Origin of the sequence: Streptomyces sp. NPDC005423 (genome assembly GCF_040606415.1) — a bacterium.
GTDB lineage: Bacteria > Actinomycetota > Actinomycetes > Streptomycetales > Streptomycetaceae > Streptomyces.
The window spans coordinates 524,597-546,894 of the sequence record NZ_JBEXET010000002.1; the positions used below are offsets into that span (position 1 = coordinate 524,597).

Below are 22,298 nucleotides of genomic sequence, written 5' to 3' on the forward strand. Positions count from 1 at the left end.
CACCTTTTCTACTGGGCGCGAATTTCGGGGACCTTACAGGCCCATGTCCTTCGCGATGATCGTCTTCATGATCTCGCTGGTGCCGCCGTAGATGCGGTTCACCCGGTTGTCCGCGTACAGACGGGCGATCGGGTACTCGTTCATGTAGCCGTAGCCACCGTGCAGTTGGAGGCAGCGGTCGATGACGCGGTGGGCGACCTCGGTGGTGAAGAGCTTGGCGCTGGCGGCCTCGGCGGGGGTCAGCTCGCCCGCGTCGAGGGCTTCGAGGGCGCGGTCGGCGACGGCCTCGGCGGCGTCCACCTCGGCCTGGCAGGCGGCCAGCTCGAACTTGGTGTTCTGGAAGTGGGAGACCGGCTTGCCGAAGACGACCCGGTCCTGCACGTACTGCTTGGCGAACCGGACGGCGGCCTTGGCCTGCGCGTAGGCGCCGAAGGCGATGCCCCAGCGCTCGGAGGCGAGGTTGTGGCCGAGGTAGTAGAAGCCCTTGTTCTCCTCGCCGAGGAGGTCCTCGACCGGCACCTTCACGTCGACGAACGCCAGCTCGGCCGTGTCGGAGGTGCGCAGGCCGAGCTTGTCGAGCTTGCGGCCGACGGAGTAGCCCTCGGACTTGGTGTCCACCGCGAAGAGGGAGATGCCGTGGCGGCGGTCCTCGGCGGTGGGGGCGGCGGTGCGGGCGCAGACGATCACCTTGTCGGCGTGGACACCGCCGGTGATGAAGGTCTTGGCACCGTTGAGGACGTAGTGGGTGCCGTCCTCGGAGAGCCGGGCGGTGGTCTTCATGCCCGCGAGGTCGGAGCCGGTGCCCGGCTCGGTCATCGCGATGGCCCACATCTCCTCGCCGGTGACGAACTTCGGCAGGAAGCGCTTCTTCTGCTCGTCGGTGGCGAGCATCTTGATGTAGGGCAGGCCCAGCAGGACGTGCACGCCGGAGCCGCCGAACTGGACGCCCGCGCGGGCGGTCTCCTCATACATCACGGCTTCGAACTTGTACGAGTCGATGCCGGCGCCGCCGTACTCCTCGTCGACGCGGATGCCGAAGATGCCGAGTTCGGCGAGCTTGTAGTAGAACTCGCGCGGCGCGAGGCCGGCGGCGAACCACTCGTCGTACACGGGGACGACCTCGGCCTCTATGAAGGCCCGCAGGGTCGCCCGGAACGCCTCGTGATCCTCGTCAAACACCGTACGGCGCACCGCGCCCACCTCCACGTAGCCTCGGCCTGTCTAAGCGCTTGCTCATCCAAGGTACCGGCGGGTAGGCGGCGGCGTCCAGGTAACGCTCGTCACGCCGGGCGCCCGGCACCCTCGGCACCTTCATCGCCTTCGGCACCTTCGCCGGTGCCCTCAGCGCCGGAGGCCCTCAACAGCCGCCCTCCGCGGCCGTGTTCAGCAGCTGAGTTCAGCGGTCGTGTTCGGCGGTCTGAACGCCCTCCGCGGCCGAGAACGCCCCGCGGGCCATCCGGTGCAGCAGCCGCGCCGTCGCCTCGCGTCCCGGCAGCGCGCCCGGCCGGCCCAGGTGCGGGGTCGAGTTCAGCAGCCCGAAGACGGAGTGGACGGCCGAGCGCGCGGCGGGTTCCGCCAGCGCCGGGTAGACCTCGCGCACCACCTCCACCCACAGCTCGACGTACTGCCGCTGGAGCTGCCGCACCAGCTTGCGGTCGCTGTCCCGGAGGCGGTCGAGTTCGCGGTCGTGGAGGGTGATGAGCGACCGGTCGTCGAGGGCGAAGTCGATGTGCCCCTCGATGAGCGAGTCGAGGAGGGGGCCGGGGGCGCCGACTCCCCCCGCCTCCTCCAGGCGCCGCTTGGCGCCGGTCAGCAGCTGCCCGCTGATCCCCACCAGCAGCTCGGCGAGCATCGCGTCCTTGCCGGCGAAGTGCCGGTACAGCCCGGGGCCGCTGATTCCCACCGCCGCGCCTATCTCGTCCACGCCGACGCCGTGGAAACCGCGTTCGGCGAAGAGGCGGGCGGCCTCCTTGAGGATCTGCTCGCGGCGGGTGGGGGCGTCGGTTCTCGTGGCCATGAAAGTGATTCTAGACAGGGAGGTTAGCGCTCGTTAACCTGGAGGGAATGGTTAACGCTCATTAACAGTCGATCGCTGGGTGAGGGGACCGCAGTATGCAAGAGGCACCGGAGCTGACGAGCGCGGCAGATCCCGCGTCGGAGGCCTGGCGGGCCAACGAGGACGCGCACCGCGCCCTCGTCGAGGAATTGCGCGGCAAGCTCGCCGCGGCGGCCCTGGGCGGCGGCGAGAAGGCGCGCGCCCGGCACACCGCGCGCGGCAAGCTGCTCCCGCGCGACCGGGTCGACACCCTCCTCGACCCCGGGTCGCCGTTCCTGGAGCTGGCGCCCCTCGCGGCCGAGGGGATGTACGACGGGGCGGCCCCGGCCGCGGGTGTGATCGCCGGGATCGGCCGGGTCAGCGGGCGCGAGTGCGTGATCGTCGCCAACGACGCCACCGTCAAGGGCGGCACGTACTACCCGATGACGGTGAAGAAGCACCTGCGCGCCCAGGAGATCGCCCTGGAGAACCGCCTCCCCTGTCTCTGTCTCGTCGACTCCGGGGGCGCCTTCCTGCCGATGCAGGACGAGGTGTTCCCCGACCGCGAGCACTTCGGGCGGATCTTCTACAACCAGGCCCGGATGTCGGGCGCGGGCATCCCGCAGATCGCGGCCGTCCTCGGCTCGTGCACCGCGGGCGGCGCCTACGTCCCGGCGATGAGCGACGAGGCCGTCATCGTGCGCGGCCAGGGGACGATCTTCCTCGGCGGGCCGCCCCTGGTGAAGGCGGCCACCGGCGAGATCGTCACCGCCGAGGAGCTGGGCGGCGGCGAGGTCCACGCACGCGTGTCGGGCGTCACCGACCACCTCGCGGAGGACGACGCGCACGCGCTGCGCATCGTGCGGAACATCGTGGCCACGCTCCCCGCGCGCGGGCCCCTGCCCTGGGCGGTGACCGAGGCCGCCGAGCCGAAGGTCGACCCCTACGGGCTGTACGGCGCGGTCCCGGTCGACTCCCGCACCCCCTACGACGTGCGCGAGATCATCGCGCGCGTGGTCGACGGCTCCCGATTCGCCGAGTTCAAGGCGGAGTTCGGGCAGACCCTGGTCACCGGCTTCGCCCGGATCCACGGCCACCCGGTGGGGATCGTCGCCAACAACGGCATCCTGTTCTCCGAATCCGCCCAGAAGGGCGCCCACTTCATCGAGCTGTGCGACCAGCGGGGCATCCCCCTGGTGTTCCTCCAGAACATCTCGGGCTTCATGGTCGGCAAGGACTACGAGGCCGGCGGCATCGCCAAGCACGGCGCCAAGATGGTCACCGCGGTGGCCTGCACGCGCGTGCCGAAGCTGACCGTGGTGGTCGGCGGGTCCTACGGCGCGGGCAACTACTCGATGTGCGGCCGGGCGTACTCGCCGCGCTTCCTGTGGATGTGGCCCGGCGCCAAGATCTCCGTGATGGGCGGTGAGCAGGCCGCGTCCGTCCTCGCGACCGTCAAGCGGGACCAGCTGGAGGCGCGCGGCGAGTCCTGGTCCGCGGACGACGAGGAGAGCTTCAAGGACCCGATCCGCCGCCAGTACGAGCGCCAGGGCAACGCCTACTACGCCACCGCCCGGCTCTGGGACGACGGGGTCATCGACCCGCTGGAGACCCGCCAGGTGCTGGGTCTCGCGCTGACCGCCTGTGCCAACGCGCCGCTGGGCGAGCCCCAGTTCGGCGTCTTCCGGATGTGAGGAGGGGACCCGTGTTCGACACCGTGCTCGTGGCCAACCGGGGCGAGATCGCCGTGCGGGTGATGCGGACGCTGCGCGCCCTCGGGGTGCGCTCCGTCGCCGTCCACTCCGACGCCGACGCGGACGCCCGGCATGTCCGGGAGGCCGACACGGCGGTACGGATCGGACCGGCGCCGGCCGCCGGGAGCTATCTGTCCGTGGAGCGCATCCTGGAGGCCGCCGCCCGCACCGGCGCCCAGGCCGTGCACCCGGGGTACGGCTTCCTCGCGGAGAACGCCGGCTTCGCGCGCGCCTGCGCCGGGGCCGGGCTGGTGTTCATCGGGCCGCCGGCCGACGCGATCGCCCTGATGGGCGACAAGATCCGCGCCAAGGAGACGGTGGCGGCGGCCGGCGTGCCGGTCGTCCCCGGGTCCAGCGGCAGCGGACTGACCGACGCCCAACTCATCGACGCCGCCCGGGAGATCGGCCTGCCGGTGCTGCTGAAGCCGAGCGCGGGCGGCGGCGGCAAGGGCATGCGGCTGGTGCGCGAGGCCGCCCTGCTCGCCGAGGAGATCGCCGCCGCCCGCCGCGAGGCTCGCGCCTCCTTCGGCGACGACACGCTCCTCGTCGAGCGCTGGGTGGACCGGCCCCGGCACATCGAGATCCAGGTGCTGGCCGACGGCCACGGCCAGGTGGTGCACCTGGGCGAGCGCGAGTGCTCGCTCCAGCGCCGCCACCAGAAGATCATCGAGGAGGCGCCGAGCGTGCTCCTCGACGAGGGAACGCGGGCCGCGATGGGTGAGGCGGCGGTCCAGGCGGCCCGCTCCTGCGGCTACGAGGGCGCGGGCACGGTCGAGTTCATCGTCCCCGGCGGCGACCCGTCGTCGTACTACTTCATGGAGATGAACACCCGCCTCCAGGTGGAGCATCCGGTCACCGAACTGGTCACCGGGCTCGACCTGGTGGAGTGGCAGCTGCGGGTCGCGGCGGGCGAGCGGCTGCCGTACGCGCAGGACGACATCACCCTCACCGGGCACGCGGTGGAGGCGCGGATCTGCGCCGAGACGGTCTCCTTCGCGGCGGGCTCGCCCGGGTTCCTGCCGTCCGGCGGCACCGTGCTCAGGCTGCGCGAACCCCGGGGCGAGGGCGTACGGACCGACTCCGGACTCGCCGAGGGGACCGAGGTCGGCAGCCTCTACGACCCGATGCTCTCCAAGGTCGTCGCGCACGGCCCGGACCGCGCGACCGCGCTCAGGAAGCTCCGGGCCGCCCTCGCCGGCACGGTCACGCTGGGCGTGCCCACGAACGCGGGGTTCCTGCGCCGGCTGCTCGCCCATCCCGCGGTCGTGGCGGGCGAGTTGGACACCGGACTGGTCGAGCGCGAGGCGGAGTCCCTGGTGCCGCAGGAGGTGCCGGACGAGGTGTACGCGGCGGCGGCGGCCGTACGGCTGGAGGCGCTGCGGCCGGCGGCCGGCGGCTGGACGGACCCGTTCTCGGTGCCGAGCGGATGGCGGCTCGGGGGCGCGCCGAGGCCGGTCGCCTTCCCGTTGCGGGTGCCGGGGTTCGACCCGGTCACCCGCGGCGCCGACGGCGCCCACACCGTCACCGCCGACGAGGTGTCCGTCACGGTCGACGGGGTCCGGCACACCTTCCACCGGGCCGCCGACTGGCTGGGCCGCGACGGTGACGCCTGGCAGGTGCGCGACCACGACCCCGTGGCCGCGTCGCTCTCCGGGGCGGCGCGCTCCGGGGCCGGTTCGCTGACCGCGCCCATGCCCGGCACGGTCACCGTGGTGAAGGTCGCCGTGGGGGACGAAGTGGTCGCCGGGCAGAGCCTGTTGGTCGTCGAGGCGATGAAGATGGAGCACGTCGTCTTGGCGCCGCACGCCGGGACCGTGGCCGAACTGGACGTCGGCCCGGGCACGACGGTCGCCATGGACCAGGTGCTGGCGGTCATCACCCCGGCCGAGGAGGCGGAATGACGTCCCTCCCGACGGCGTCACTGCCGATGGCCGTACCGGCACCGGGCCTGCCCGCGCGGGTGCGGATCCACGAGGTCGGCGCGCGCGACGGACTGCAGAACGAGAAGGCGACGGTGCCGACGGAGGTCAAGGCGGAGTTCGTGCGCCGGCTCGCCGACGCCGGACTGACCACGATCGAGGCGACCAGCTTCGTACACCCCAAGTGGGTGCCCCAACTGGCGGACGCGGAGCGGCTGTTCCCGCTCGTCTCGGAGCTGCCGGTGGCACTCCCGGTGCTGGTGCCGAACGAGCGCGGCCTCGACCGGGCGCTCTCCCTCGGCGCGACCCGGGTGGCCGTCTTCGCCAGCGCCACCGAGTCCTTCGCGAAGGCCAACCTCAACCGCACGGTGGACGAGGCGCTCGCCATGTTCGAGCCGGTGGTCGCGCGCGCGAAGGCGGCGGGCGTCCATGTGCGCGGCTATCTCTCCATGTGCTTCGGCGACCCGTGGGAGGGCGCGGTCCCCGTCCACCAGGTGGTCCGCGTCTGCCGGTCGCTGCGGTCGATGGGCTGCGACGAACTGAGCCTCGGCGACACGATCGGGGTCGCCACCCCCGGGCACGTACAGGATCTGCTGGCCGAGCTGAACGAGGAGGGCGTCCCCACCTCCGCGCTCGGCGTGCACTTCCACGACACCTACGGCCAGGCGCTCGCCAACACCCTGGCCGCCCTCCAGCACGGAGTGACCACGGTCGACGCCTCCGCGGGCGGCCTCGGCGGCTGCCCGTACGCCAGATCGGCCACCGGGAACCTCGCCACCGAAGACCTCGTGTGGATGCTCCAGGGCCTCGGCATCGAGACCGGGGTCGATCTCGGCCGGCTCACCGCCACCAGCGTGTGGATGGCCGAACAACTGGGCCGCCCCAGCCCTTCCCGCACCGTCCGCGCCCTCTCCCACAAGGACCAGTGAGCCGCCATGGACCACCGCCTCTCCCCCGAACTGGACGAACTCCGCCGTACGGTCCGGCAGTTCGCCCAGGACGTCGTCGCCCCGAAGATCGGCGACTTCTACGAGCGCCACGAGTTCCCCTACGAGATCGTCCGCGAGATGGGCCGCATGGGCCTGTTCGGACTGCCCTTCCCGGAGGAGTACGGCGGGATGGGCGGCGACTACCTGGCGCTCGGGATCGCCCTGGAGGAGCTGGCCCGGGTCGACTCCTCGGTGGCGATCACCCTGGAGGCGGGCGTCTCGCTGGGCGCCATGCCGATCCACCTCTTCGGCACCGACGCGCAGAAGGCCGAGTGGCTGCCCCGGCTGTGCGCCGGGGAGATGCTCGGCGCCTTCGGACTGACCGAGCCCGACGGCGGCTCGGACGCCGGCGCGACCCGGACGACGGCCCGGCTCGACCCGGAGACCGACGAGTGGGTGATCAACGGCTCCAAATGCTTCATCACCAACTCCGGTACGGACATCACCGGTCTGGTGACGGTCACCGCGGTCACCGGCCGCAAGACCGACGGCAGGCCGCTGATCTCGTCGATCATCGTCCCGTCGGGCACGCCCGGCTTCGCGGTCGCGGCGCCGTACTCGAAGGTCGGGTGGAACGCGTCGGACACCCGTGAGCTGTCCTTCACGGACGTGCGGGTGCCGGCCGCGAACCTGCTCGGTGAAGTGGGCCGCGGGTACGCGCAGTTCCTGCGGATCCTGGACGAGGGCCGGATCGCCATCGCGGCGCTGGCGACGGGGCTGGCGCAGGGGTGTGTCGACGAGTCGGTGAAGTACGCCAAGGAGCGGCACGCGTTCGGGAAGCCGATCGGCGCCAACCAGGCCATCCAGTTCAAGATCGCCGACATGGAGATGAAGGCCCACACCTCCCGGCTGGCCTGGCGGGACGCGGCGTCGCGGCTGGTGGCCGGGGAGCCGTTCAAGAAGGAGGCGGCGCTGGCGAAGCTGTACTCGTCGACGATCGCGGTCGACAACGCGCGGGACGCCACGCAGGTGCACGGCGGCTACGGCTTCATGAACGAGTACCCGGTGGCCCGGATGTGGCGGGACTCCAAGATCCTGGAGATCGGCGAGGGCACCAGCGAGGTGCAGCGGATGCTGATCGCCCGCGAATTGGGGCTCGTGGGCTGACTGTTCGTCAACTGAGCTCCGTCGGCTGACCGTTGGGCCAGGGCGGCACTCGCCCCACTGGACAAGTAATGAGGTTAGGCTAACCTACCTTTTACTTGTCCGGCGGGCGACGCGCCCTGTTCGAAAGCAGCCACCCATGCCCAACGCCCGTGCCACTCACCTCTCCCGCCGCGGCATCCTCGCCGCGGGCGGCGCCCTCGGTCTCGGCGCCGTCCTCGCGGCCTGCGGCGACGACGACGCGAAAAGCGGTGGCTCGGACAAGGAGACCTCGGCCGCCGAATCCGGCCCCTGGAGCTTCAAGGACGACCGCGGCCAGAGCGCCACGGCCCGCCAGGCGCCCGCGGACATCGTCGCGTTCGTGGGCGTGGCCGCCGCGCTCTACGACTACGGCATCGAGTCCAAGGGCGTCTTCGGCCCGACCACGCTCAAGAACGGCAAGGCCGATGTCCAGGCCGGTTCGATGGACGTCAGCAAGCTGACCGTGATCGGCAACGAGTGGGGCCAGTTCAACATCGAGAAGTACGCGGCCCTCTCCCCCGACGTCCTCATCAGCACGATGTTCGACGCGACCGGCACCCTCTGGTACGTCCCGGAGGAGTCGAAGAAGAAGATCCTCGCCGTCGGCGCCCCGACCGTCGGGATCTCCGTGTACGACATCCAGCTTCCGAAGCCGCTCGCCCGCATGCTGGAGCTCGCCAAGTCCCTTGGCGCGGACACCACTTCGGAGACGATCACGAAGGCGAAGAAGCGCTTCGAGGACGCGGCGGCCCGGCTGCGCGCGGCGGTCAAGGCGAATCCGGAGATCAAGGTGCTGGTGGGCTCCGCGAGCCAGGACATCTTCTACGTCTCCGGCTCCGACCTCTCCATCGACCTGGAGTACTTCAAGGCGCTCGGCGTGAACTTCGTCGAGCCGTCCGCCGCCGCGCTCAAGGCGAGCGGCGGCTGGTACGAGAACCTCAGCTGGGAGAACGTCGACAAGTACGCGGCGGACATCATCATGATGGACAACCGCACCTCGGCGATCCAGCCCGCGGACATCACCGAGGGGACCTGGAAGAAGCTCCCCGCGGTGAAGGCCGGACAGGTCATCGCGCGCAACCCCGAGCCGATCCTCTCCTACGACAAGTGCGCCCCGCTCCTGGAGGACTTGGCGAAGGCCATCGAGAGCGCCAAGAAGGTCGGCTGACGCACGGCCGCCGAGCCCGGCGAGTGACGCCGGTCACGGAAGGGGCAGGTTTCCGTGACCTCAAGTTAGGTTAGGCTTACCTAAGTTGATCTGGGGAGTGGGGCAGTCGAAGGCCCCGCCCCGCTCCCGTTCCCCGCACGGACCCGTCCCCACCGGAGGAGCCCCACATGCGCTCTCACCTGCTCAATGGCACGACCGCGGAGCACTATCGCCGCTCCGTGACGGAAGGCATGGAGCGGGTGGCCGCCAAACTCGCCACCACGGAGCGGCCGTTCACCGGAGTCAGTGTCGACGGCCTCTCCCCCCGGATCGAGCGGATCGACCTCGACCGCCCGCTGCACGACACCACGGCGGCACTGGACGAACTGGAGGAGGTCTACCTCCGCGACGCGGTCTACTTCCACCACCCCCGCTACCTCGCCCACCTCAACTGCCCGGTCGTCATCCCCGCCCTGGTCGGCGAGGCGGTCCTCTCCGCCGTCAACTCCTCCCTGGACACCTGGGACCAGTCGGCGGGCGGCACCCTCATCGAGCGCCGGCTGATCGACTGGACCGCCGAGCGCATCGGTCTGGGACCGCACGCCGACGGCGTGTTCACCTCCGGCGGCAGCCAGTCCAACCTCCAGGCGCTGCTGCTCGCCCGCGAGGAGGCCAAGAGCGAGGACCCGGCCCGACTGCGGATCCTCGCCTCCGAGGTCAGCCACTTCAGCATCAGGAAGTCCGCGAAACTGCTCGGCCTCGGCCCGGACTGCGTCGTGCCCGTTCCGGTCGGGAGCGACAAGCGCATGCGGACGGTCGCGCTCGCCCATGAGCTGGAGCGCTGCGAGCGGGACGGGCTCGTCCCGATGGCCGTCGTCGCCACCGCCGGTACCACCGACTTCGGTTCCATCGACCCGCTGCCCGAGACGGCCGCGCTGTGCGAACGGTTCGGGGCCTGGCTGCACGTGGACGCGGCCTACGGCTGCGGACTGCTCGCCTCCCTGAAGTACCGCGACCGCCTCACCGGCATCGAGCACGCCGACTCGGTCACCGTCGACTACCACAAGTCCTTCTTCCAGCCGGTGAGTTCGTCGGCGCTGCTGGTCCGGGACGCCGACACCCTGCGCCATGCGACCTACCACGCCGAGTACCTCAACCCGCGCCGCATGGTGCAGGAACGCATCCCCAACCAGGTCGACAAGTCCCTTCAGACCACCCGCCGCTTCGACGCGCTCAAGCTGTGGATGACGCTGCGCGTGATGGGCGCCGACGGCATCGGCGCGCTCTTCGACGAGGTCTGCGACCTGGCCGTCGAAGGGTGGCGGCTGCTCGCCGCCGACCCGCGCTTCGACGTGGTCGTCGAACCCACGCTCTCCACCCTGGTCTTCCGCTACGTGCCGGCGGCCGTCACCGACCCGGCCGAGATCGACCGGGCCAACCTGTACGCCCGCAAGGCCCTGTTCGCCTCCGGTGCCGCGGTGGTCGCCGGCACCAAGGTCGCCGGCCGCCACCACCTGAAGTTCACCCTGCTCAACCCCGAGACGACGGCCGGCGACATCGCCGCCGTCCTGGATCTGATCGCCGGCCATGCCGAGCAGTACCTGGGAGAGTCCCTTGACCGCGTTTCCTGACGCCGCGCAGCAGACCTACGACTTCGTGGGGATCGGGCTGGGGCCCTTCAACCTCGGCCTCGCCTGCCTCACCGAGCCGATCGCCGGACTCGACGGCCTCTTCCTCGACTCCAAGCCCGACTTCGAGTGGCACGCGGGCATGTTCCTCGACGGCGCCCATCTGCAGACCCCGTTCCTCTCCGACCTGGTCACCCTGGCCGACCCGACCTCGCCGTACTCCTTCCTCAACTACCTGAAGGAGAAGGGGCGGTTGTACTCGTTCTACATCCGGGAGAACTTCTACCCGCTGCGTGTGGAGTACGACGACTACTGCCGCTGGGCCGCCGGGAAACTCACCAACGTGCGCTTCGGCACGACGGTGACCGAGGTGACGTACGAGGACGATCTCTACTCCGTACGGACGGAGGGCGGCGACGTCCACCGCGCCCGCCGACTGGTGCTGGGCACCGGCACCCCGCCGTACCTTCCCGAGGCCTGCGCCGGTCTGGGCGGGGACTTCATCCACAACTCCCGTTACCTGCGGCACAAGGCGGAGTTGCAGGCCAAGGAGTCGATCACGCTGGTCGGCAGCGGGCAGTCCGCCGCCGAGATCTACTACGACCTGCTCAGCGAGATCGACGTCCACGGTTACCGGCTGAACTGGGTGACCCGCTCCCCGCGGTTCTTCCCGCTCGAATACACCAAGCTCACGCTGGAGATGACCTCCCCGGAGTACGTCGACTACTTCCACGCGCTGCCGGAGGAGACCCGCTACCGGCTCACGGAGCAGCAGAAGGGCCTGTTCAAGGGCATCGACGGCGATCTGATCAACGAGATCTTCGACCTGCTGTACCAGAAGGCGGTCGGCGGCCCCGTACCCACCCGGCTGCTGACCAACTCCGCGCTGCATGGCGCCACTTACCGGGACGGGGAGTACGAACTGAGGCTGCGTCAGGAGGAACAGGGCAAGGAGTACACGCTGCGCTCCGAGGGCCTGATCCTCGCCACCGGCTACAAGTACGCCGAGCCCGACTTCCTCAAGCCCGTGCACGACCGGCTGCGCCGCGACTCGCAGGGCAACTTCGACATCGCCCGGAACTACGCCATCGACGTCACCGGCAGCGGTGTCTTCCTTCAGAACGCCGGCGTCCACACCCACAGCGTCACCTCGCCCGACCTCGGCATGGGCGCCTACCGCAACGCGTACATCATCCGCGAGCTGCTCGGCAGCGAGTACTACCCGGTCGAGAAGACCATCGCCTTCCAGGAGTTCGCCGTATGAACACCCTCACCGACCCCGGCACCTTCACCGTCCGCCCGCTCGACCCGACCCGGGACTGCGAGCTGCTGCACCGCTGGGTGACGCATCCCAAGGCCGCGTTCTGGATGATGCAGGAGGCCGCGCCGCACGAGGTGGAGCGGGAGTACACGGCCATCGCGGCCGACGACCACCATGACGCGTACCTCGGACTGCTGGACGGCGAGCCCGTCTTCCTGATGGAGCGCTACGACCCCCGGTACGTCGAACTCGTGGGCCTGTACGAGCCGTTGCCCGGTGACGTGGGGATGCACTTCCTGGTCGCGCCGACCGACACCCCCGTGCACGGGTTCACCCGGGCGGTCATCACCGCCGTGCTGCGGCACCTCTTCGCCGACCCGGCGACCGAGCGGGTCGTCGTCGAACCGGACGTCGCCAACACGGCCGTGCACGCCCTGAACGAGGCCGTCGGCTTCGTCCCCGAACGGGAGATACAGAAGCCGGAGAAGAAGGCACTGCTGAGCTTCTGCACCCGGGAACAGTTCGAGAAGGCGGTGTCCGCGTGACCCTCGCCGACGCCGTCGCCCACCTCACCCCCGAACGCTGGGAGCGGGCCAACCGGCTCCTGCTCCGCAAAGCCCTCGCCGAGTTCGCGCACGAGCGGCTGATCGACCCCGAACAGGACGGGAAGGACGGCGACCGGTACGTCGTCCGCAGCGACGACGGGCTGACCCGCTACGGGTTCACCGCCACCCGCCGCGCCCTGGACCACTGGCAGATCGACCCCGGCTCGATCACCCGCACCCGCGACGGGGCCGAACTCCCGCTCGCCGCACTGGACTTCCTCATCGAACTGAGGCAGACGCTCGGACTGAGCGACGCGATCCTGCCGGTCTATCTGGAGGAGATCTCCGCCACCCTCTCCGGCACCTGCTACAAGCTCGCCAAACCCCAGGTCCCCTCGGCCGAGCTGGCGGAGAGCGGCTTCCAGGCCATCGAGACGGGGATGACCGAGGGCCACCCCTGCTTCGTCGCCAACAACGGCCGGCTCGGCTTCGGCATCGAGGACTACCTCGCCTACGCCCCCGAGACCGCGAGCCCGGTCCGTCTGGTGTGGCTGGCCGCGCACCGTTCACGCGCGGCGTTCACGGCGGGGATCGGCGTCGAGTACGAGTCGTTCGTACGGGCGGAGCTGGGAAGTGTGACGCTGAACCGTTTCCGCGCCTCGCTTTCCGGACTCGACCTGGACCCGGACGACTACCTCCTCATCCCCGTCCACCCCTGGCAGTGGCGGAACAAGCTCACCGTCACCTTCGCCGCCGAGGTGGCGCGCCGACACCTCGTCTGCCTCGGCGAGGGCGACGACGAGTACCTCGCCCAACAGTCCGTGCGGACCTTCTTCAACCGCTCCAGCCCGGAGAAGCACTATGTGAAGACGGCCCTGTCCGTCCTCAACATGGGCTTCATGCGCGGGCTGTCGGCCGCCTACATGGAGGCCACCCCCGCCATCAACGACTGGCTCGCCCGGCTCATCGACAACGACCCGGTGCTGAAGTCGACGGGCCTGACGATCATCCGGGAGCGCGCGGCGGTCGGCTACCGGCACCTGGAGTACGAGGCCGCGACGGACCGCTACTCGCCGTACCGCAAGATGCTCGCCGCGCTGTGGCGGGAGAGCCCGGTCGGCTCGCTCCGGGAGGGCGAGTCGGCGGCCACCATGGCCGCGCTCCTCCACCTCGACCACGAGGGGGCGTCCTTCGCGGGCGCGCTCGTCGAGCGGTCGGGGCTGCCGCCGGCGGAGTGGCTGCGCCGCTATCTGCGGGCGTACCTCACCCCGCTGCTGCACAGCTTCTACGCCTACGACCTGGTCTTCATGCCGCACGGCGAGAACGTGATCCTCGTCCTGGAGGACGGTGTGGTGCGGCGCGCGATCTTCAAGGACATCGCCGAGGAGATCGCCGTCATGGACCCGGACGCCGCGCTGCCGCCCGCCGTGGAGCGGCTGCGGGTCGAGGTGCCCGAGGAGACGAAACTGCTGTCGATCTTCACGGACGTCTTCGACTGCTTCTTCCGCTTCCTCTCGGCGAACCTGGCCGCCGAGGGCGTCCTGGACGAGGACGACTTCTGGCGCACGGTCGCGGAGGTCGCCCGTGAGTACCAGGCGTCGGCGCCCGAACTCGCCGACCGGTTCCGGCAGTACGACCTCTTCGCCCCCGAGTTCGCGCTCTCCTGCCTCAACCGGCTCCAACTGCGCGACAACCAGCAGATGGTGGACCTGACGGACCCCTCCGGCGCGCTCCAGCTCGTCGGCACCCTGAAGAACCCCCTCGCGGGGCGGTAGCGGACCCGCGCCACCCCGCACTCCCCCGGCCCCCGGACCGGCGGGCACCCCGGAGTACGAAACCTCCGGGGCGCCCGGCGTCCCCTCGTGCGGCAGTGAACTACCGTGCGGGCCAGGGGACTTGGGGCGACCGGTAGTAGTCGATCCCGAGCGCGTCCCAGCGGGGCGCCTGCGCGGCGAGGCGCACCCGGTAGGCGTCCCATTCGTGGGTCGACGCCGGCGACCAGCCCAGTTCGGCGACGCCCGGCAGCCTGGGGAAGGCCATGTAGTCGATGTCCGCGGCGGTCACGATGGTCTCCGACCACAGCGGCGCCTCGACGCCCCGGATCGACGAGGCGGGCGCCCCGGCGAGGTAGGCGCCCGGATCCCAGTCGTAGGACCGCCGCACCTCGACCAGGCCCGCCCAGTCCTGGCCGAGCGGGGTCCGCTCGGTGTACTTCATGTCGAGGTAGACCCGGTCGGCGGGCGAGAGGATCAGCCCGGTGCCGTTCCGCGCCGCCGCGACGACCTGGGCCTTCTCCTCGGCGCCGGTGTCGTCGAGCCCCCAGTACTGGGCGAGGGCGCCCCGCGCGGGGTGCGCTCCGGTCAGCTGGTGCCAGGCGATCACCGTCTTGCCGTACTTGGCGACGAGGGGCTGCACCCGGTCCGTGAACGTGACGTAGTCCTCGTGGCTGGTGGAGTGGGCCTCGTCGCCGCCGATGTGGAGGTAGCGGCCCGGGGTGATCGCGGCCAGCTCACGGACGACGTCGTCCACGAAGGCGTAGGTGAGGTCCTTCGCCACGCACAGCGAGCTGAAGCCGACCTCGGTGCCGGTGTAGAGCGGGGGCGCCACACCGTCGCAGTTGAGCCGGGCATACGAGGCGAGGGCGGCGTTGGTGTGGCCCGGCATGTCGATCTCCGGGACGACCTCCAGATAGCGGGAGGCCGCGTAGGCGACGATCTCCTTGTACTGGGCCTTCGTGTAGTGACCGCCGGGGCCGCCGCCGACCTCGGTCGAGCCGCCGCGGGAGGCGAGGCGCGGCCAGGAGTCGACCGCGATGCGCCAGCCCTGGTCGTCGCTCAGGTGGAGATGGAGCTCGTTGATCTTGTAGAGCGCCAACTCGTCGATGTAGTGCTCGACTTGGCCGACGGTGAAGAAGTGCCGGGAGACGTCGAGCATCGCGCCCCGGTAGGCGTAGCGCGGGGTGTCCTCGACGGTACCGCCGGCGACCGTCCAGGGGCCGGGCCGTACGGACCTCCCTTCGACGGCGGCGGGGAGCAGCTGGCGCAGGGTCTGGACGCCGTGGAAGAGCCCGGCGGGGCGGCTCGCGGTGATGGTGACACCGCCGCCGGCGCTGTGCAGGCGGTAGCCCTCGGCGCCGAACGGGCCCTTGGCCAGCCGGAGTCGGATACCCCCGCGGCCCTCCGTGACGACCGGCAGCCGGTAGCCGGTCGAGGGGCGCAGGACGCTTGCGAGGTACTCGCCGACCCGGCGCGTGTCGCGGGAGCCGTCGACCCGGATCCGGGTGCCGCCCGTGACGCGGTACGGCGATCCGCCGGGAACGGCCGAGGCGGGGGCCGGGATCACCCGGTCCAGCGCGGTGGCGGCCCGTACGGGCGGCGCGGCGCCGCCGAGGGAGACGCCCGCCGCCGCGACGAGCAGCAGTGATGCGAGGAAGCGGGCCGTTCTGCGGTGCTGTCCCACGAGAGATCCCCTCCATGAGCCCGGCAAGGTACGGACCAACTCTCTCGCGAGAGCGGTGGAACAATCCCCGTCATGGCGGAAATCATCCAGAAGGACGGGACGTGGGTCTTCGACGGTGACGCGCTGCGACTGACGCCCGGCCGGGACCGGAACGTGAGTCCGCTCCGCCGGGCCCTGGGCGAACTGACCGTGCCACTGCGGGCGTTGGCGGGTGTCTCGTTCGAGCAGGGCAAGAGGTCCGGGCGGCTGAGGCTGCGGCTGCGGGACGGCGCCGACCCGCTGCTGCACGCCAGTGGCGGCCGGCTCACCGAGTCCGACGACCCCTACCAGCTCGCCGTGGAGCCGGGCCGGTACGGCGTCGCCGAGTACTTCGTGGACGAGGTGCGCGGCGCCCTGCCGCACGACCGGGTCCCCGCCGGCCCGGTGGACCGCTATCTGCTGCCGGGGCCCGCGGTGCCGCTCTCCGTCTCGGCGGGGGACGGCACCGCGGGCTTCGACGGCGAGCGGGTGCGCCTGGAGTGGAACTGGAAGACGGAGGACGCCAAGGCCGCCGCGGGCCCCCGCACCCTCGCCGTCGCCGACCTGGCGGCCGTGGAGTGGCTGCCCGCGGCGGGGCTGGAGAACGGCTTTCTCCGCTTCACGGTGAAGAACGCGCCCACCAAGGCCCCGCCGAAGTACGACCCCAACGCCGTGGAGCTGTGGGGCTTCCGGAAGGACCCGCTGATGGCGCTGGTCGCGGCGGCCGTCCAGGCCCGGCTTCCGCACCCGGCCGCCGGACCGGACGCGGGGGCCGAACTCGCGTGCGGGCGGGCGCCGTTGACGGCCGACCGCGACGACGGGCACGACGGGCTGCTGCGGCGGCTGCGCGAACTCGGCGAGCTGCGGCGGGACGGGGTGCTGACCGAGGAGGAGTTCGCGATGGCCAAACAGGCGGTCCTCAGACGGATGTGACATCCGCCGACGAGGACCGCCCGGGTGTGCGGAGAGCTACTTGGCCTTGCGGGCCACGGTGAAGCGGTCCACCTCGGCGCCCGTCTCGGCGATGCCGCGCACGGTCAGGGTGGTGGTACGGCCGCGCGGCGCGGGGTTCACGTCGACGCGCAGGAACGAGTAGTTGAGGTACCGGACCCGGGACCAGGCGACCGTCTCGTTGACCTTGCCGTCCTTCGTGTTGATGAAGGCGGCGACGGAGTCGAGCTCGTTCTCGTGGCCCTCGTAGGAGTCGGGGGCGGAGAACGCGTACAGGCTGCGGCCGGCCGCGCCCGCCGTCACGTAGACCACGCCGTCGGTCTCGGGGTACGCGGTGCCGCCGATCGGCAGCTTCTTGGTGACGGCGTTCTGCTTGATGACGTCGGTGCGCTCGTACTGGTGGTTGTGGCCGTTGATCACCAGGTCGACCGTGTACTTCTCGAAGAGCGGCACCCACTCCTGGCGTACTCCCCCCTCCGAGGAGTGCGCGGTGGAGGTGCAGTACGCGCAGTGGTGGAAGAAGACGACGACGAAGTCGATCTCCTTGGCGGCGCGGTACTTCTTGAGCTGCGCCTTCAGCCACTTGGTCTGGGTACCGCCGGAGATGCCGAGGTTGGCCGGGATCTCGAAGGAGATGTCGTTGGCGTCCAGCGAGATGATCGCCGTGTTGCCGTAGACGAAGGAGTAGACGCCGGGCAGGTTCTTCCTGTCCGGGCCGTTGTCGGGGAGCGTCCAGCGGGCCTCTTCGCCGCCGTAGCCGTTGGGCGAGTACCAGGCCTCCATGTCGTGGTTGCCGAAGGCCGGCATCCACGGGACGGACTTGGCGACCGACTCGGTCTGGGCCAGGAACTGGTCCCAGATCCGGGAGTCGAAGCCGGTGTCGGCGGTCTTGCCCGCGCCCGCCGGGTCGGCGTAGGCGATGTCGCCGGCGTGCAGGTGGAAGGCCGGGTTCTGGGCCAGCAGCAGGCTGTCGTTGGCCAGGCCGTGGTAGCCGACGCCCTCGTCACCGAAGGCGGTGAAGGTGAAGGGCACCGAGCGGTCGGGAGCGGTGGTGAAGGTGCCGAGCGTGCCGAGCAGATGCGGCTCGGCCGGGTCGAAGCCGGTGTGCCCGACGCCGTAGTAGTACGTCTTGCCGGGGCGCAGGTGGGTCAGCTTGGCGTGCAGGTAGTACTGCGTGTGGTCGGCGCTGGCGCCGACACCGGTCGGGGTGTAAAGGCTGCGGACCTCGGCGTCGATCTTGCGGGAGAGGTCCCAGGGGTGGGCGCCGATCCGGATGAACGGCTTCTTGACGAGGGTCGGGACCTGCCAGGAGACCGTGACCTCCGTGCTCGGGTCGTTGCCGAAGGCCAGGTGGCGGCCGAAGGGGGAGACGAGCGCGCCGTCCACCGTGGTGGTGGAGGCGGCGGTCGCCCGGGTGGGGACGGCGGCCTGGGCGACGGCGCCCGGCACGAACGCGCCACCCGCGACCGCGCCGAGCGTGACGGCACCGCCCCTGATCATCGTGCGCCGCGAGAATCTCGCGCGCAGGTACTCGTGCTGTTCTGCCATGCTCATGCGCTCGGCAAGCTTCTCCGGCACGCCCATACGAGGAATGTCCATGACGTCTGAAACTCGTCTGCACAGGCAACAGGACGCAAGACGCAGTATGGACAGCTTGCGAACAGACCCCCATAAGACTTTCAACAGCCTCTTGCCCGATATCGGGCAGATTTCTTGCGCAACGGTCCGCGGTACCCCAGGATCATGCGGGTGCACGACGAACTTGTTGATCATCTGACGCGGTCCACGCCCCTCAACCGGGGCGAGGCGCTGCGGGTGGTCCAGGACGTGCTCGCCTACTTCGACGAGACGACCGAGGAGTACGTCCGTCGCCGCCACCGCGAACTCCAGGCCCAGGGCCTGGTGAACGCGACGATCTTCGAACGGATCGGGGCGGATCTGAGATACCGAGCGGTGGCACCGCCGGAGCTGACGCTCCGGCAGCTGCGACGCATCGTCTACGGCTAGGGACACACATACATGTGCGGAATCGTCGGATACATCGGCAGGCGTGACGTCACGCCCCTTCTGCTGGAGGGCCTGCAACGGCTGGAATACCGCGGCTACGACTCCGCGGGCATCGTCGTCACCTCGCCGAAGACGGCCGGCCTGAAGATGGTCAAGGCCAAGGGCCGGGTCCGTGACCTGGAGGCCAAGGTCCCGGCGCGGTTCAAGGGCACCACCGGCATCGCCCACACCCGCTGGGCCACCCACGGGGCGCCCTCCGACACCAACGCCCACCCGCACATGTCGGCCGACCAGAAGGTCGCCGTCGTCCACAACGGCATCATCGACAACGCCGCCGACCTGCGGAAGAAGCTCGAAGCGGACGGCGTCGTGTTCCTCTCCGAGACCGACACAGAGGTCCTCACCCACCTCGTCGCCCGCGCCTCGGCGGAGAGCCTGGAGGAGAAGGTCCGCCAGGCACTCCGCCTGATCGAGGGCACGTACGGCATCGCCGTCCTGCACGCCGACTTCCCCGACCGCATCGTGGTGGCGCGAAACGGCTCCCCGGTCGTCCTGGGCGTCGGCGAGAAGGAGATGTTCGTCGCCTCGGACATCGCCGCGCTCGTCACCCACACCCGCCAGATCGTGACCCTGGACGACGGCGAGATGGCGACCCTGAAGGCCGACGACTTCCGGACATACACCACCGAGGGCACCCGCACCACGTCCGAGCCGACCACCGTGGAGTGGGAGGCGGCCTCCTACGACATGGGCGGCCACGACACGTACATGCACAAGGAGATCCACGAGCAGGCCGAGGCCGTGGACCGGGTGCTGCGCGGCCGGATCGACGACCGGTTCTCCACCGTGCACCTCGGCGGCCTGAACCTGGACGCCCGCGAGGCGCGCCAGATCCGCCGGGTGAAGATCCTCGGCTGCGGCACCTCGTACCACGCGGGCATGATCGGCGCCCAGATGATCGAGGAGCTGGCCCGGATCCCCGCCGACGCGGAGCCGGCCTCCGAGTTCCGCTACCGCAACGCGGTGGTGGACCCCGACACCCTCTACATCGCGGTCTCCCAGTCCGGCGAGACCTACGACGTGCTCGCCGCCGTCCAGGAGCTGAAGCGCAAGGGGGCGCGGGTGCTGGGCGTGGTCAACGTGGTCGGCTCGGCGATCGCCCGCGAGGCGGACGGCGGCATGTACGTGCACGCCGGCCCGGAGGTCTGCGTGGTCTCCACCAAGTGCTTCACCAACACCACCGTCGCGTTCGCGCTGCTCGCCCTGCACCTGGGCCGCACCCGGGACCTCTCCGTCCGGGACGGCAAGCGGATCATCGAGGGCCTGCGCAGGCTGCCGGCCCAGATCTCCGAGATCCTGGAGCAGGAGGAGCGGATCAAGAAGCTGGCCGAGCAGTACGCCGAGGCCCGCTCGATGCTCTTCATCGGCCGGGTGCGGGGCTACCCGGTGGCCCGCGAGGCCTCCCTGAAGCTCAAGGAGGTCTCGTACATCCACGCCGAGGCCTACCCCGCCTCCGAGCTGAAGCACGGCCCGCTGGCCCTGATCGAGCCCGCGCTGCCCACGGTCGCGATCGTCCCCGACGACGACCTGCTGGAGAAGAACCGCGCCGCCCTGGAGGAGATCAAGGCCCGCAGCGGCCGTATCCTCGCGGTGGCCCACCAGCCCCAGGAGAAGGCCGACGAGACGATCGTGGTCCCGAAGAACGAGCCCGAGCTGGACCCGATCCTCCTGGGCATCCCCCTCCAACTCCTCGCCTACCACACGGCGTTGACGCTGGGCCGGGACATCGACAAGCCGCGGAACCTCGCCAAGTCGGTGACGGTCGAGTAGGACGGCAGAGCGAACCCCCGGGTGTCACACCGCGCACCGGGGGTTCGCTCAGCTCGCCGGGGCGGCCCAACTCCCCGGCGCCCGCTGCCGGTTAGCCGGTTGCCGTCACGCCCCGACCGGCAGCGCGTCGCGGATGCCGTGCGGTGTGCGCTGACGGCTGTATGCCCTGCACCGGGGCACGGACACCCCCTACGCTTCGGTAAGTTCGGGGAGCGGCAGCGAAGTTACGGGATGACGATGACGGGACGCTGGGCCCGCTTGGCGAGCCGCCCCGCGACCGAGCCGAAGAGCCGCCCGACGATGCCGTGGGTCGACCCCACCACGATCGCGTCCGCCTCGTACTCCCGGCCCACCTCTTCGAGTTCGTGGCAGATGTCGCCGCCGCGCTCGACCAGGATCCAGGGCACCTCGGCGAGGTAGTCCGCGCAGGCCAGCTCCAGGCCGAGTACCTCGGTGCGGTGATCCGGCACATCGACGAAGACCGGCGGCTCGCAGCCGGCCCACACCGTGGTGGGCAGCCGGTTGGCGACGTGCACGATGATCAGGCCCGAGCCGGAGCGGTGGGCCATGCCGACCGCGTACGCGAGGGCACGCTCACTGGAGGTGGAGCCGTCGAAGCCGACGACCACTCCGTGCTGGAAGGCCGGGTCGCAGGAATGACGTGACTCTTCCGCCGCCAGGGGGTCGGCCGCCGAGGGATCGGCGACGGGCCGCTTGCGGTCCGCGGGTTCGAAAGCTTCGTGAGCGGCCATGAGTGTCTCGGCGTTTTGATCCTCTTGGATGGGGACAACAGAGTGCGGCGGGGCTGTGTCCGGGAATCACCTTCCCAACCCCATACCCGCAAGGGTACGGCGGCACGCCTCCTTCGGCCCATGGACCGCGCACGCTCCGCGGGGTTCCAGGGAGCATGCACGAGGGGGCGCCCGTAACGCAATGGTTGCTGACCCGTACAGGCGGTTTGCACAGGATTCACTTACCGGTGGCTCGCCCAGTGACCGAGGGATCGAACAGGCGTTGAACCGGGCGAACCGCCGACCCGTTGAACCGGGCGAGCCCACTGCCCAGGGAGCACGCCATGTCCGGACCCCGCACCCCCGCCGAGGCACCCCCCGCCGCCGACAGCGTGACCGACGTGGTGCGGTGGGCGGCCTTCAGCTGTGTCCTCGTTCCCGTGGTACTCCTCTGGTACGGCACCTCGCTCGCCGGGGCCACCGGTACCGCGCTGGGTCTGGCGGCCGTCACCGCCGTCTGCCGGGTGCTGCTGCGCCGCTCGGAGCACGGCGCCGCGCGGCTGGTCGCCGAGGAGGGCGAGCGGGGCGAGAAGCACGAGGCACACGAGGGGTACCAGGAGCGCGCGGAGTGCGGGGCGGACGCCCCGCACCAGGGCCGACGCCACCGGGCCGAGGCGGGAAGCGGGGCGGCCGGCGGGGCGGGGGCGCGCAGGGGCGGGCGTCATACCGGGGGGAATACACCGGTCAACTGACCGGTTTTCGCGCACGCCCCCGGCGCTTTTCAGCCAACTTCCGTGCCCCACACGTCCGGTGGCCGAACCACCCCCCAACCCCCGTTCCACCTGCGCGAAAACGGTCCGAAGGGCCCCACGTACCCTATGTGGATTGGCCACTGCGCG

Annotated in this window: 18 protein-coding genes; 13 read left to right on the forward strand and 5 right to left on the reverse strand. The window is 70.6% G+C overall.

What is annotated here, in order from left to right; genetic code table 11:
• Window positions 1–33 precede the first annotated feature (33 nt).
• Together ABZT12_RS06160 and ABZT12_RS06165 are read right to left on the reverse strand one after the other, a co-directional pair.
• Window positions 34–1,191: an acyl-CoA dehydrogenase family protein gene (locus ABZT12_RS06160; protein WP_356377999.1), complete on the reverse strand. Its 1,158-nt coding sequence runs from the start codon at window positions 1,189–1,191 to the stop codon at window positions 34–36.
• A 205-nt stretch (window positions 1,192–1,396) separates the two neighbouring features.
• Window positions 1,397–2,017, reverse strand: a complete 621-nt coding sequence (locus tag ABZT12_RS06165; RefSeq protein WP_356378001.1) for a TetR/AcrR family transcriptional regulator — start codon at window positions 2,015–2,017, stop codon at window positions 1,397–1,399.
• Window positions 2,018–2,112: 95 nt separating this feature from the next.
• On the opposite strand from ABZT12_RS06165, the gene ABZT12_RS06170 reads away from it, so the two are divergent.
• The 9 genes from ABZT12_RS06170 (at window position 2,113) to ABZT12_RS06210 (ending at window position 14,178) form a co-directional block, all read left to right on the forward strand.
• Window positions 2,113–3,729, forward strand: coding sequence for a carboxyl transferase domain-containing protein (locus ABZT12_RS06170; RefSeq protein ID WP_356378004.1), 1,617 nt, complete (start codon window positions 2,113–2,115; stop codon window positions 3,727–3,729).
• A gap of 11 nt (window positions 3,730–3,740) precedes the next feature.
• Window positions 3,741–5,690, forward strand: coding sequence for a biotin carboxylase N-terminal domain-containing protein (locus ABZT12_RS06175; RefSeq protein WP_356378007.1), 1,950 nt, complete (start codon window positions 3,741–3,743; stop codon window positions 5,688–5,690).
• Window positions 5,687–6,637: a hydroxymethylglutaryl-CoA lyase gene (locus tag ABZT12_RS06180; protein ID WP_356378010.1), complete on the forward strand. Its 951-nt coding sequence runs from the start codon at window positions 5,687–5,689 to the stop codon at window positions 6,635–6,637. The genes ABZT12_RS06175 and ABZT12_RS06180 overlap by 4 nt, the downstream gene beginning before the upstream one ends.
• Before the next feature lie 6 nt (window positions 6,638–6,643).
• On the forward strand, window positions 6,644–7,804 hold the full coding sequence (locus ABZT12_RS06185) for an acyl-CoA dehydrogenase family protein (RefSeq protein ID WP_356378013.1): 1,161 nt from the start codon (window positions 6,644–6,646) through the stop codon (window positions 7,802–7,804).
• Window positions 7,805–7,940: 136 nt separating this feature from the next.
• Entirely contained in the window at window positions 7,941–8,990 is a 1,050-nt protein-coding gene (locus ABZT12_RS06190) for an ABC transporter substrate-binding protein (protein ID WP_356378016.1), read from the forward strand.
• A gap of 167 nt (window positions 8,991–9,157) precedes the next feature.
• Window positions 9,158–10,600, forward strand: a complete 1,443-nt coding sequence (gene desA, locus ABZT12_RS06195; protein WP_356378019.1) for a lysine decarboxylase DesA — start codon at window positions 9,158–9,160, stop codon at window positions 10,598–10,600.
• Window positions 10,584–11,861 (forward strand): lysine N(6)-hydroxylase/L-ornithine N(5)-oxygenase family protein, encoded by a 1,278-nt coding sequence (locus ABZT12_RS06200; protein ID WP_356378022.1) that lies wholly within the window; start codon window positions 10,584–10,586, stop codon window positions 11,859–11,861. Before desA ends, ABZT12_RS06200 begins: the two co-directional genes overlap by 17 nt.
• On the forward strand, window positions 11,858–12,403 hold the full coding sequence (locus ABZT12_RS06205; protein ID WP_356378025.1) for a GNAT family N-acetyltransferase: 546 nt from the start codon (window positions 11,858–11,860) through the stop codon (window positions 12,401–12,403). The genes ABZT12_RS06200 and ABZT12_RS06205 overlap by 4 nt, the downstream gene beginning before the upstream one ends.
• Window positions 12,400–14,178, forward strand: coding sequence for an IucA/IucC family siderophore biosynthesis protein (locus tag ABZT12_RS06210; protein WP_356378028.1), 1,779 nt, complete (start codon window positions 12,400–12,402; stop codon window positions 14,176–14,178). The genes ABZT12_RS06205 and ABZT12_RS06210 overlap by 4 nt, the downstream gene beginning before the upstream one ends.
• 100 nt (window positions 14,179–14,278) lie before the next feature.
• Here ABZT12_RS06210 and ABZT12_RS06215 read toward each other — a convergent pair whose 3' ends face one another.
• Window positions 14,279–15,862 (reverse strand): beta-N-acetylhexosaminidase, encoded by a 1,584-nt coding sequence (locus tag ABZT12_RS06215; protein WP_356378030.1) that lies wholly within the window; start codon window positions 15,860–15,862, stop codon window positions 14,279–14,281.
• Window positions 15,863–15,934: 72 nt separating this feature from the next.
• Here ABZT12_RS06215 and ABZT12_RS06220 point away from each other — a divergent pair, with 72 nt between their 5' ends.
• The gene (locus ABZT12_RS06220; protein ID WP_356378033.1) at window positions 15,935–16,813 is read left to right on the forward strand and encodes a DUF4429 domain-containing protein; all 879 of its coding nucleotides are present in this window, start codon (window positions 15,935–15,937) and stop codon (window positions 16,811–16,813) included.
• A 36-nt stretch (window positions 16,814–16,849) separates the two neighbouring features.
• On the opposite strand, the gene ABZT12_RS06225 is transcribed toward ABZT12_RS06220, so the two are convergent.
• Window positions 16,850–18,415 carry a metallophosphoesterase family protein gene (locus ABZT12_RS06225; protein ID WP_356378129.1) on the reverse strand — a complete coding sequence of 522 codons (1,566 nt, stop codon included), beginning with the start codon at window positions 18,413–18,415 and terminating at the stop codon, window positions 16,850–16,852.
• A gap of 165 nt (window positions 18,416–18,580) precedes the next feature.
• Between ABZT12_RS06225 and ABZT12_RS06230 the strand changes: the two genes are divergently transcribed.
• Both ABZT12_RS06230 and glmS read left to right on the forward strand, forming a co-directional pair.
• Entirely contained in the window at window positions 18,581–18,838 is a 258-nt protein-coding gene (locus tag ABZT12_RS06230) for a hypothetical protein (protein WP_356378132.1), read from the forward strand.
• Between the two features lie 12 nt (window positions 18,839–18,850).
• Window positions 18,851–20,668 (forward strand): glutamine--fructose-6-phosphate transaminase (isomerizing), encoded by a 1,818-nt coding sequence (glmS, locus tag ABZT12_RS06235; protein ID WP_356378036.1) that lies wholly within the window; start codon window positions 18,851–18,853, stop codon window positions 20,666–20,668.
• Between the two features lie 224 nt (window positions 20,669–20,892).
• Here glmS and ABZT12_RS06240 read toward each other — a convergent pair whose 3' ends face one another.
• Window positions 20,893–21,420, reverse strand: coding sequence for a universal stress protein (locus tag ABZT12_RS06240; RefSeq protein WP_356378038.1), 528 nt, complete (start codon window positions 21,418–21,420; stop codon window positions 20,893–20,895).
• Between the two features lie 323 nt (window positions 21,421–21,743).
• Here ABZT12_RS06240 and ABZT12_RS06245 point away from each other — a divergent pair, with 323 nt between their 5' ends.
• Window positions 21,744–22,151 carry a hypothetical protein gene (locus ABZT12_RS06245; RefSeq protein ID WP_356378041.1) on the forward strand — a complete coding sequence of 136 codons (408 nt, stop codon included), beginning with the start codon at window positions 21,744–21,746 and terminating at the stop codon, window positions 22,149–22,151.
• The last annotated feature ends 147 nt before the right edge of the window (window positions 22,152–22,298 follow it).